Consider the following 11,891-nt stretch of genomic DNA (forward strand, 5'->3'; position numbering starts at 1 on the left):
CAGCTTTGTGGAATATCCAGTCTCCGACTGTCAATATGCCGGAGGTTACGAGGAATATGGAGAATAATATTACTGTCCAGGTAGGTGATATCAACATGCACGGCGTGAACGATCCAAAAGCATTCGGACAGCAATTACGGGATGAGATTTGTAAAAATGGCAAATCTACAAAATGTATGGCAGTAGCAATAGGTGCTCATTTCCAAGGAAAAGGTATTGGAAACGCAAGGTTGTACAGATAATGTTACATTTACAGGAGGGTGTGTCATACACTCTCCTATTTTGATGGAGGAAGAATGTTTAACATACTAAAAAGAAGAAACAAAACTTTAAAAAGAATCAATGAATCTTTAAAAAAAGAAAACGGAGCTTTAAAACAGGAACTATCTCTGTATGATTTGGATAAATTGAATGGCCAGTTGGAATTATGCAAAGGTGCTTATCAGGAATATAGAAAACTGAATGATGAATTATATGGCTTAAAAATGGAGTATAAAAAATTGATCCGTGAAGTTGAATGTATGAAAATACTTTGAGATGGCGAGGTTGTAATTCATGGCAAAAATGAAATTTGATAAACAGTACTGTGTGGAAATCCCCACTCTTCTGCTCCAGAACAGAAATTTTGATACTTATGGCAACATTGTAAATTTTACAGATTTAGCTTATACGGAAAATTTCAATTCACCTAATGAATTGTCATTCAATATAGTAAATGAGGATAATTTAAACAAGGATAATTCTTTAGCAAAGTGGGATGATATTGTAGATTTCCGCATTTTGTATGTACCAGAATTTGAAGAACGCTTTGAGATAAAAGTGGATACAGAACAAGATTCACAACATATAAAAACTGTCAAGGCTACATCTTTATGTGAATCAGAATTGTCACAGATTATTTTGAGAGACATAGAAATAAATACGCCGGATGATATCTTAAATCCTCTGTATGATGAAAACTTTCCTACTATATTTTACAGGAATCCAGAATATTTTGATACCATGGATTGGGAGAATGAAAAATACCAGGGTAAATATAAAGACTATGACAATGACAGGAAGAAAAATTTATTAAAACATTCTTCTCTGCTTCATAGGTTATTGGAAAAGGCACCGCATTATAAAGTCGGGCATGTAGACAAATCTTTACAGAACATCCAGCGTGAATTTTCTATTAACGATTCTGCTGTCTATGATGTTTTAAGCGGTGAGATTTCAAAGGAATTTGGATGCATCTTTCTTTATGATTCTATGTCCAGGACAATCAATGCTTATGATATGTATAATACATGTAAAGACTGCGGATACCGGGGGGATTTTTCTGACGTATGCCCGGAATGTGGAAGTAAAAATGCAGATGGACAGATTGGGGAAGATACCACGGTGTTTATTACAGTGGAAAACCTTGCAAATAAAATAAGCATTGAGACAAATGCAGATTCTTTAAAAAACTGCTTCTATGTTGAAGGGGGAGACGATTTAATGAGTGCGGCAGTCCGTTCCTGTAATCCAAACGGGGGGCAGTACATATATAGGAACTCACCTGAAATGAAAGCAGATATGCCTAAAGATTTATTGCAGAAAATAGAATCTTATGATGAATTATATGAAAAATATATGTCATTGGAAACCAATGAATGCAACAGGTATTTTTTGAATCATCCAGCGGACAATACAGATATCACCGTGAATTATAATGAAGTTGTAAAATATGTTAAAACTAGATTTCCCAATAAGTCTTATCTTGCATTATCAAACCCAATGATAGGTTTTCCTGCTACTACTTCTGCTATGTATGATGTCATTGACTTATATTTATTCCTAAAATCATCCATGATGCCAGAAATTGATATCAGCGGTGATAATATTGAAACATCTATGGAAAATATTGTGAATGGATTTTCGGACGGATTTAAGATAATAGTAGATAATACAACTACTTCTGCTGAGTTTCAAAATGAAATAGCAGTTTCCAATCCTTTTGTATCTGAAGCATCCTATATTGAAAACGCCATTTCCAAAACTGCAAGATTATTTTATAAAAAGGCTTATTATGACTTATCTTTAATAAGAATCAGTTATACTAAAGCAATAAAAGATACAAATGGAAATTTAATAGCTAAAGGATGTTGGATTGGTAAACTTAAACTGGAAAGTTTAACAGAAAAAGATGAAAACGGAAATAGAAAAAGTTTGACAAGTGATGATATTACCATATATGTCAGCGACAACTCTGAACTTTACATTGAACAGTGTATTTACAGGGCTATGGGGGATAAATCCGAACTGGAATCAAAACATCTTACAGGATTACAGATCAGCGATACAGATTTTAAAATACAGTTGGAATACTACTCATTTGACGAATTATCCAATTTAAGTTCAGCATTCAGCACATGTCTGAATTTAATACAGTCAATATTAAATGAGACTAGTATGTCTGATGATTGGAATACAATTGATTTAGTAAGTAAATATACTTCATTTTATAGAAACAGATTGAATTACATTGGTTCTGAATTAGAAAAACGTGATTCGCAATTATCTTACATAAAGACTGTTTATGATTATGAAAACAACTCCGGCATATTATATGAGCTTAGGTTACAGACACAAAAAACTTTGGATCTTGAAACATATCTAGGGGACAGGCTTTGGAAAACATTTCATTCTTACCGCAGAGAAGATACTTACAATAATCCAAATTATATTTCTGATGGCTCATCAAACTCAAAATTGATACAGGATGCAGGGCATTTATTGGAAGCCGCAAATAAAGAACTTTATAAAGCCAGCAGTCCACAATATTCCATTACATGCGACCTGAACAACCTGCTTGAATTGGAAGAATTTAAACCGATAGCAGATCATTTTTGTGTTGGCAACTGGATAAGAATTGGAAACAATGACAAAGTATATAAATTAAGGCTGTTATCTTACTCTGTGAAATATGATGACATCCAATCCATAAATGTCGAATTGTCCACTGTTGAAAAAATCCAGGAAGAAGATTCTGACCTGCAATCAGTTATTAACTCTTCAAAATCACTTTCTTCTACATATAACAGCTTGAAACTCCAAAACGATAAGGCTTCAAACATAATCAATAATTATGTTAAGAATTGGGTTGAAGACGGGCTGAATGCCACGAAAGTAAAATATGTAAATGCAGATAATCAGGACTTGGTTATAGACGGAAACGGTATTTTATGCAGGATGTATGATTACCTCACAGATGATTACCACCCATGTCAAATCAAACTGGTGAATAATGGGTTATATACGACTTCTGACGGATGGAATACTATAGATTCTGGAATTGGGAGAATTAGTTATGTTGACCCAGAGACAGGAAGAAATGTTGACACTTTCGGCGTTATTGCAAAAACTGTAGTCGGAAAGCTTTTCCTTGGTGAAAACCTTGGTATCTATACAGAAAACGGGACACTGAAATTCAACAAAGACGGTTTGTGCATCACCAACGGGAAGAACACGGTACTTATAAACCCAAATGAAGAAAAGTTATTCAAGATATCTAATGCCAAAGCAGACTGCTTTTATACAGACGAAAATGGGAACATCAATGTAACAGGCAATATAAAAGGTTCTTCCTTTACTGGGGGTTCTATTGATATTGGAGACGGCAGCTTTGTCGTAGATACCAAAGGGAACCTGTTTACCAAAGGAGAAATCAACTTATGCAGCAACGGTATCGTTTATGATGGGAAAAGCCTTGAAGTAAAGGGTGTTATTCATGCAAATGGTGGTTCTTTCTCCGGTGATATTATTTCAACCGCAAATATATATGGTGGTTCTTTCAATATAGGTAATGGGAATTATGTAGTTGATAAAAACGGAAATATTACATCTAAGGGGATTTTAAGTTTAGCTGATGGGAACATGGTTTATAACGGTTCCTCATTATCCATATCTGGAAGCATCAACGCTACAGAACTTTATGCAAAAGATGCAGTCCGTCTTTACTCCGGCGCATTGGGAACAAATTTCAAATGCCTGTATGTAGAAAATGAAGGGGATGACACGACCCCCTTACATATCTCCGCCCCGCATTCCTATCAGGTTTTAATTGATTCGCCAGCTTCCTTTACCAAGGATGTTTATATCAACAAAAGAATAATGTCAAGCCTTGGGGAAGTTTTTACAAGTGATACTAATAATAAAATACAAAGATTTGGAACAAGCAGTAATTATACAGATACAACAACTATATTGAGAGGAAATACGATTCGGATATATGCACACGAAGGCGGAGGGGTTTATTTAGGGTCATCTGGTTCAACTGCGATTACATCCGATGAAAATTTCAAAGATTTATTTGATATTCCAAATGAGTATGAGACATTTTTTGACCATCTAAAGCCAACGTTGTATAAATACAAAGATACAAACAAAGAAATGTATCACAGAAAACACATCGGATTTGGCGCAAGGTCTGTGAAAGAATCCCTTGAAAAAAGTGGCCTTACAACAGAGGATTTTGCAGGAATCATAATAGAAAAGGATGCCGTTGTTCCCTCTGAAGAATCCGGGGATGGTACAGATGTGAAATATGATGAACTGTATTCTTTAAGGTATGAGGAATTTATTGCATTAAACACATATATGATCAAGAAGTTACAGGATAAAATATCTGTATTAGAAAACAGGATAGAAAAATTAGCTTGATAAATGTGGAGGAAATAATCAAATGAAAATAATAGGAAGTGAATTTTTAAATATTTGCGATGCTTTTTCACGATTAATAACAAAAGAAATGAACTTAAATACCGCATGTTCTATTGCGAAAAATATTAAAGAAATGGATGTTGTTAAAAAAGTTATTGACAACAAAAGAAACGAAATTATAAAAAGATACGCAAAAAAAGATTCAGAAGGAAATGTTATTACAAAAAATGATGGCAGTATTGAAGAAATAACAAACATAGAAGAATTCAATTCAAAAATGTCTGATTTACTATCTCAGGAAATTGATGTTGACATTTCTAAAATTTCTAAATCCGATTTGAGAAATATAACAATCTCTCCTATGGATATATTGTCATTAGAAAAATGTTTGGAGGAATAGCATGTATGCAAAAGACTTTGAATATGATGGTCAATTATTATCAGACTATGGACTAATTCTTTGCAATTTTGATAGTAACAAAGGTTTGGAAACTGTATCTTCTGGTGCGGATATTTCATTTAACCAATTCAGCCCATCTGGTGGCAATCATTTTTTGATTGGGTCTTCCACATACGACAGTGCATATACTGCTACATTCCAAATATGCCGTAATCCCTGTCTGGTTTCTTCACAAGATGAAATGGTGATTTCAACGGAAGAGATTTCTGCAATCCAACGGTGGTTATGTAGAAAAAAATACTATAAATTCAAAATAATACAGGAAGATTATGAAGATTTATATTTGAACGTTGTATTTTCAACAAAGCAGATAGAGTTACAAGGGGAAGTTATTGGTTTTGAATTAACATTACTTACCGATGCTGATTATGGATATTTAGAGGATGTGTCTGTTGAATATAATTGTTTAGCAGACACACCTTTCTATTTTTATGATATTTCTGATGAGGAGGGCTATATTAGACCTAATCTTGAAATTACTTTTCTTGAAGATGGAAAAAATGAATTTGTAAATGATGAACTGATAAAATCTAAAGTTTTTAAATTGCAGCATTGCGAAGAAGATTTATTAGATCATAAAATTACAGAAATACAAAATTGTTCTTATAATGAAAAAATAGTAATTGATGGCAAAAATCAACTCATATCTACCTCATTTCCTGAACACCAACTTTCTAATGATTTCAACTACACTTTTCCACGACTATATAGTATTTATAATGGGCTGCTCGACAACGGCACTAAAAATATATTTATCACAAATATAGACTGCAAAATCAAACTGTCCTACTCTCCTATTAGAAAAATTGGACTGTAGTTGACTGGAAAGGAGATTTTTATAAGTTGAGTTTTACTTTACAGCAAAATAATATCGTAATTGATTTATCACTTCACAGATCTGTAACAGTGCATATGAGCCAGTATGACTTAAATTCCAGACCGATAAATATTACTGTAACAGATAATAGAAAACCATATCCTATCAGCCAGACGGCAACCGTAAGATATCAAGTACATAAACCAGATGGCACTTTTATTGATGACATAAACAATGTAACGATTAATAATGATGGAACTGTAACCATTATTCCAAGCGAGCAATTTACATCGACTCCTGGAACATTGGAAGCACAGATAAAAATTTATGAAGATGGGAAGATTATATCTCCTCTTTGTTTTAACATCATCGTTGAAAAATCGCCCATAGATAATGATGAAGTCATGTCGATGGTAACTGTTAATGTCATTGATGAATTGTTATCTAAATTAAAAATTGTAGACGAATGTGCGAAACATTTAAAGAATTATGATAACCCACATACTGTAACTATGAATCAGGTAGGAGTATTCACAATAAGTGATGTAGATATAAATGGAATGTTCAATGAATGCTTTGATATCAATGATGGAGGTGAAGAAAATGAATGAAATAAGTAATGATGAATTTTTAAATAAGCATGGGTTTTTAACTCTTCTATCTGTCATCAAAGAACATTGGGCTAAAATCGTAAGACGTGGACAGCCGAATGGTGTTGCTGAATTGGATGAAAACCGGTTAATTCCATTAGACAGAATCCCAAAAACCGCCTTGGACAACCTTGTCAAAGTTGAAAATAATGAACAGCGTCTGTTGCTGACAAAAAAAGATGTACAAAACGGAGATAGTGTATTAGTTTTAGATGACGGCTCAGATGAACATTTAGAGAGCCTTTATCTTGTTGTAGATGATACACAATTGGATCGTGAAGATGGGTATGTTTTTTATCATTCTTCTGTTACTTGGTCTACAGTAATGCATAAACCTGAAAATTTTGTGTTTTACGGAGATAAAAACAGTGAAGTGGTAGATATTCCTCTTGGCACAGATTATGTGACAGAATCTATGCTGGGACAAGCCATAACTAATATATTAGATGAAAAATTACAGGATTTGTATAAATTAATAGGAACAACAGATATTAGTGGGTTTGGAGATGGCACTATAACAGGAATACTTGATGAACTAAATTCAAATACGCCTATTCTGATTCAATCGAAAGATGAACCATCAAATTAGCCAACATGTTATATAGAAGGTGATTAAATGAGTTTAAATATTAAAAAAGGAATAATTGATTATATACATAAAGACTCTAAAAGTGGTACTATAATCTTTCCACGTACTTTGGCATCTGCCGTTTATGATAAAAACGGCGAACCAATCAGTAATAAGTTAAATACAGGAATGTATAAAGAAAGCGACACCAAAGACAATGTCATTACATTTGAAAGTGGCGATTCTTCATCATTTGATTCCTGGACAGATATAGATATATTAGAAAGCGGAGAAACCCATAAAAGTATTTTTAAAAAATTATCTACAATGATTAAAAATGTCCGCTATCTTTACAAGTTATTAGGAACTGACGATATATCAAAAATTGGAAATGGAACGGTACGGGGAGCTTTGTGTTCTCTTAACACTGAAACATCAAATTTGGGAAAATCTGTAGCTGATGGTAAATCACTTATCGCCAATACTATCAGCAATATTCCGGGTGGAAATATTTACCTGACTGGCGATAGTAGTTTTGAATCCTTAGCAACGGCAATTAATACAGTTACGAATGAAGTTTCTACTATGAATTATAATAGTGGTTATAATGCAGGACATAGTGCCGGATATAATGTTGGATATAGTGCTGGACAATCTGATGGTTCTGTTGCTGGATACGAACAAGGGCTTACAAATGGTAAAATATATGCAGAATATGGACTCTATAACAACACATCACAAACAGGTTGTTGGATTGCCCTATATTATCAAAATACAGGAAGTAATCAAACAATGCCTTCTCTGATTGAAAATTCTTTATTAGTTTCCGCTAATGGGACTCCCCCGAAACCAATTCCAGGATCTGGTATAATGAGCGGCGGCAACTGGGCTACTTTATTATATGATAAACAGATAAAATGGGAAGATTCTGTGTCTGGTGATGATGGCGCAACCTTATTAACTTACTCATATAGAAATATAAGGCTTTTTATTGGACATGGTGATATTAACCAGTGTATTTCAAATCCTAACAAAAATTTGAAGGTACTTAGAGTATTTTAAACAAACAAGAATTAGAAAGCAGGTGATAAATTGTTTTGGATACAAGAAGTAGCAACAAACAAAAACAATGTTGGATACAAATTATTTTATGCTGAAACATTACACGATATAGATTTAATGCCAACAAATGTTAAAAAGGGAATACAAGAAAATGGTGATACCGTTGCTAATCATATATGCAGTCTTGGTTCTGAATGTTTATGTTTAGAAAATGGTGTGCGTTTTATTCTTTCCAATTCTGGTTGGAAAAAAGTTGCCAACCAAGTAATATCTGGAAGTACAGGAGGAAATACTACTGGTGGAGGCGGTTGTAATTGTGAAGGAATAACAATAATTCAAAATGATGATACAGAACCTATTCCAAACAGAGAAATATTGTCACTGTTTAATGATGCTTCAGGAGGAGATTCTGGTAGTGGTTCTACTGGGTCTGACACTGGAAGCACAACTGATAAACTAGATATAGAATCTATCCCACATGAAAAAATTGAAGAACTTTTTAAATAGAAATCAAAGGAACTGTAAAAGGTTTCTTTTTTTATTATACAAAAAAATATATTTTAGGAGGTCATTTATATGGCAAATTCAAACGAAACAACAGTAACAAAGAAACAGTATCTTGATATGGAGGGATTGGCTCTTTATGATGAGAAATCTAAAATCAGAATGGAAAAAGCTATCAACGATGCAAAGTATGATGACACCGAATTGAAAAACAAAATCACTATTTTGAATGGTGATGAAACTGTTGATGGAAGCGTTAAGAAAACTGTCAAAACCGCAAAAGATGAATTGCAGAGTGAAATTGGAACTATTGCAGACTTAACTACTACTGCTAAATCAGATCTTGTATCTGCAATTAATGAAATCAAAGGTTCTGTCGGGGATTCTGTTAAAGTGGGTGCGATTACTGTTGATACCTCTGTTACTACAGAAGGAATGGCAAAATCTTATACTATTAAACAGAATAATGTAAGCGTTGCAACAATTGATATTCCAAAAGATATGGTTGTGTCATCTGGTACTGTTGAGGAAAATCCAGAAGGACAGGATGAAGGTACATACCTTGTATTGACACTTGCCACTGAAAATTCTGACAAAATTTATATCAACGTTGGGAAACTTATTGATATTTACACTGCTCAGGCTTCTGCGACACAGGTTCAGTTAGCAATTAATCCTTCCACAAGAGAAATCAGTGCTACTATCGTGGCTGGTTCTATTGGAACAGTAGAATTAGCAGATGATGCTATTACAACTGTAAAAATTGCAGATGGTAATGTAACAAAAGCAAAACTTGCAGTAGATGTTCAGGATTCCTTAACTAAAGCTGATTCTGCTTTACAGGCATCTGATATTGTTTCTGGTGTTGAAAACGGTACGATTGCCGTGAATGGAACAGATGTAAAAGTAACTGGGCTTGGAAGTGCGGCTTACACTAATGCAGATGCATACGAAGTTGCTGGAGCTGTTAATGCCTTAAAAGAAGGTCAGGTTACTGTAAATCAGAAGAATATTGAAGCTTTACAGACTAAAGTAGAGGATTTGGAGAGTGTGGAATATACGCCGATTACTGAAGCACAGATTAATTCTTTATTCTGTTAATAGTGCTTAGTACTTCTAATAACTGATCAAAAGGGGCTATAACACCATTATATAGTGTTACGGCTCCTTTTTTAATGGAGGTCTTATGAATGAATAAAAAAGAATATTTAGATTTTTCAGGACTTTCAACTTTATTGAATAAACTAAAAAATTGGTTTGTAAGCAAAGAAGAATACAAAGATATGAAAGGTGCAACATCGGATTCTTCTGGACAGTCTGGCTTAGTGCCATCCCCTTCTGCTGGACAACACATATGTTTTCTTTGTGGGGACGGTACATGGGCTGACTTGTCTGCTTACTTTGAAAAAGTTGAATCTTTAGAAAAAGATATTGAATTTTTGAAGCAGTTAATTTCTGATATAGAAGATTTAAATATTTCTACTATTAAAACAAGTGACGGTATGAGTGTTTTAACTGATACCAATGAAAAATTAGTTCTTAATGAGAACATAGATTAAAGGAGGCTATTATATGGCTGGGAAAAAGATAACTGAATTAACACAGGCAAATACTGTTGATGATAGTGACTTATTTATTGTTGAAACTGCAAATGGAACATGTTCTGTTCCTTATTCTTTAATAAAAACACTTTTCCAAAATATGTTGGAAACAAATATAGGAGAGACAAAATCTTTCCCATTTGTTGATTGTGCCGCTTCACACAATGGGATTTTTAGAGGAAAAGATTTAACAAATGTATATACGATTGATGAAATCTGTGAAAGAATTTCTGACGGTACATTTGAGGATTTGTATATTGGTGATTATTTTGATATTACTATCTCGACTGAATATACTGCAAATGAGGTCGTTAGGTGTGTTTTAGCAGGATTTGATACAATTCCATTTTATGGAGATTTGAATTTAGGAAATAATGTATATATAAACATTAACAAACATCATGCGAGCATAGTGACAAAAAACGCATTTACAAAAATGCATTCTTTATATGATACACAATCGGATTCAATCACTAGAGGATTTGATGGTTCAAACCTTCGTAGTGTACTAGATACTTATGGTAGAGCTTTAGATACAAAACTAAATAATCATATCGTACCACATATGAGAATAGTTTCAAAATATATTGATTCTGCCGGAGTTCTTAGAGGCGTGAGTGATTCAGGTGCAAGTTCTAGATATATAATTTCATTACTTTCAGAACGCCAAATATTTGGCACCTCATTCTATTCAAATCCAGAAGAACATGATGCCTGTTCTGTATTTCTCCCATTATTTGCTTTAAATCCATCTGCAATAAACTGTAAATGTGGTGGTGTAAATGATATTATTAAAAATAGTGATGGTGGTTTTGATTCTAAAGATTATTGGTTAATAAATTATGCGGATGGGAAATCAGAGTTTTGTTGTTTAAACCCTTATACTTCCCGTGTTATATTTGACACACCATATAAAAAATCAGGCGTTCGTCCATATTTCTTGATTGGGTAAATTGTAGTAATATAAGAATAGGTTAAGAGATTAGATATTAAAAATTGTTGATAAATAATTTATGGGGATAGCTAACACGGCTATCCCTTATTTTTTACGATTCTGATGTGATTTGTAAATCCTGATAATGAGATTCGGACTCATCAAGGACACCATCTGCCTATCAGCATATTGTCATACGTGCAAGATACTCCTTTCTTATTTTTTAATCGAACATATGTCTGATTACCTTTTTGATTACCTTTTGATTACCATAAAGAAAAAAGCCCTGAATCATCAAGGCTTTTAAAAGCTGGCAACGGGAATCGGACCCGTGACCTCCGCACTACCAATGCGACGCTCTACCGACTGAGCCATGCCAGCATTTGTTGATTGTTTGTCTCAACAGATAATACTATACTATAAATTGTCGAAATTGTCAACACTATTGAAACAAAAAAAGCAGATAACGGGAATCGAACCCGCCTTTCCAGCTTGGGAAGCTAGCGTTCTACCAATGAACCATATCTGCCTAAACCGTATTATAGCATTTTAGAATCAGAATGTCTACCATAAATTTTAATTTTTTCGATTTTTTTTGCATCAATTAGG

At 33.7% G+C, this 11,891-nt stretch carries 12 protein-coding genes and 2 tRNA genes; 12 read left to right on the forward strand and 2 right to left on the reverse strand.

Features of this window, described 5'->3' with window-relative positions; genetic code table 11:
* The 12 genes from D7Y06_RS21355 to D7Y06_RS21410 all read left to right on the forward strand — a co-directional run.
* The coding region (locus D7Y06_RS21355) for a hypothetical protein (RefSeq protein ID WP_207667354.1) at window positions 1–242 on the forward strand (242 nt) is incomplete at its 5' end.
* Between the two features lie 54 nt (window positions 243–296).
* Window positions 297–536: a hypothetical protein gene (locus D7Y06_RS21360; RefSeq protein ID WP_120409636.1), complete on the forward strand. Its 240-nt coding sequence runs from the start codon at window positions 297–299 to the stop codon at window positions 534–536.
* Between the two features lie 19 nt (window positions 537–555).
* Window positions 556–4,686, forward strand: a complete 4,131-nt coding sequence (locus D7Y06_RS21365) for a hypothetical protein (protein WP_120409637.1) — start codon at window positions 556–558, stop codon at window positions 4,684–4,686.
* 22 nt (window positions 4,687–4,708) lie between these two features.
* Window positions 4,709–5,086 carry a hypothetical protein gene (locus D7Y06_RS21370; protein WP_120409638.1) on the forward strand — a complete coding sequence of 126 codons (378 nt, stop codon included), beginning with the start codon at window positions 4,709–4,711 and terminating at the stop codon, window positions 5,084–5,086.
* Window position 5,087: 1 nt separating this feature from the next.
* Window positions 5,088–5,963: a phage tail domain-containing protein gene (locus D7Y06_RS21375; RefSeq protein WP_120409639.1), complete on the forward strand. Its 876-nt coding sequence runs from the start codon at window positions 5,088–5,090 to the stop codon at window positions 5,961–5,963.
* 26 nt (window positions 5,964–5,989) lie between these two features.
* Window positions 5,990–6,574: a BppU family phage baseplate upper protein gene (locus D7Y06_RS21380; RefSeq protein ID WP_120409640.1), complete on the forward strand. Its 585-nt coding sequence runs from the start codon at window positions 5,990–5,992 to the stop codon at window positions 6,572–6,574.
* A complete protein-coding gene (locus tag D7Y06_RS21385) occupies window positions 6,567–7,202 on the forward strand; it encodes a hypothetical protein (RefSeq protein ID WP_120409641.1) in 636 nt (211 codons plus the stop codon). Before D7Y06_RS21380 ends, D7Y06_RS21385 begins: the two co-directional genes overlap by 8 nt.
* A 27-nt stretch (window positions 7,203–7,229) precedes the next feature.
* Window positions 7,230–8,243, forward strand: a complete 1,014-nt coding sequence (locus tag D7Y06_RS21390) for a hypothetical protein (protein ID WP_120409642.1) — start codon at window positions 7,230–7,232, stop codon at window positions 8,241–8,243.
* A 30-nt stretch (window positions 8,244–8,273) separates the two neighbouring features.
* Window positions 8,274–8,750 carry a hypothetical protein gene (locus D7Y06_RS21395; RefSeq protein WP_120409643.1) on the forward strand — a complete coding sequence of 159 codons (477 nt, stop codon included), beginning with the start codon at window positions 8,274–8,276 and terminating at the stop codon, window positions 8,748–8,750.
* A 69-nt stretch (window positions 8,751–8,819) separates the two neighbouring features.
* Complete coding sequence (locus tag D7Y06_RS21400) at window positions 8,820–9,848, forward strand: hypothetical protein (RefSeq protein WP_120409644.1); 1,029 nt, start codon at window positions 8,820–8,822, stop codon at window positions 9,846–9,848.
* Between the two features lie 89 nt (window positions 9,849–9,937).
* Complete coding sequence (locus D7Y06_RS21405) at window positions 9,938–10,306, forward strand: hypothetical protein (RefSeq protein WP_120409645.1); 369 nt, start codon at window positions 9,938–9,940, stop codon at window positions 10,304–10,306.
* A 13-nt stretch (window positions 10,307–10,319) separates the two neighbouring features.
* Window positions 10,320–11,300 (forward strand): hypothetical protein, encoded by a 981-nt coding sequence (locus tag D7Y06_RS21410; protein WP_120409646.1) that lies wholly within the window; start codon window positions 10,320–10,322, stop codon window positions 11,298–11,300.
* A gap of 290 nt (window positions 11,301–11,590) precedes the next feature.
* On the opposite strand, the gene D7Y06_RS21415 is transcribed toward D7Y06_RS21410, so the two are convergent.
* Together D7Y06_RS21415 and D7Y06_RS21420 are read right to left on the reverse strand one after the other, a co-directional pair.
* A tRNA-Thr gene (locus tag D7Y06_RS21415) sits at window positions 11,591–11,663 on the reverse strand.
* Window positions 11,664–11,740: 77 nt separating this feature from the next.
* A tRNA-Gly gene (locus D7Y06_RS21420) sits at window positions 11,741–11,811 on the reverse strand.
* Window positions 11,812–11,891: the final 80 nt, after the last annotated feature.

It is taken from the genome of Roseburia sp. 1XD42-69, assembly GCF_003612565.1.
Lineage (GTDB): Bacteria > Bacillota > Clostridia > Lachnospirales > Lachnospiraceae > Roseburia_B.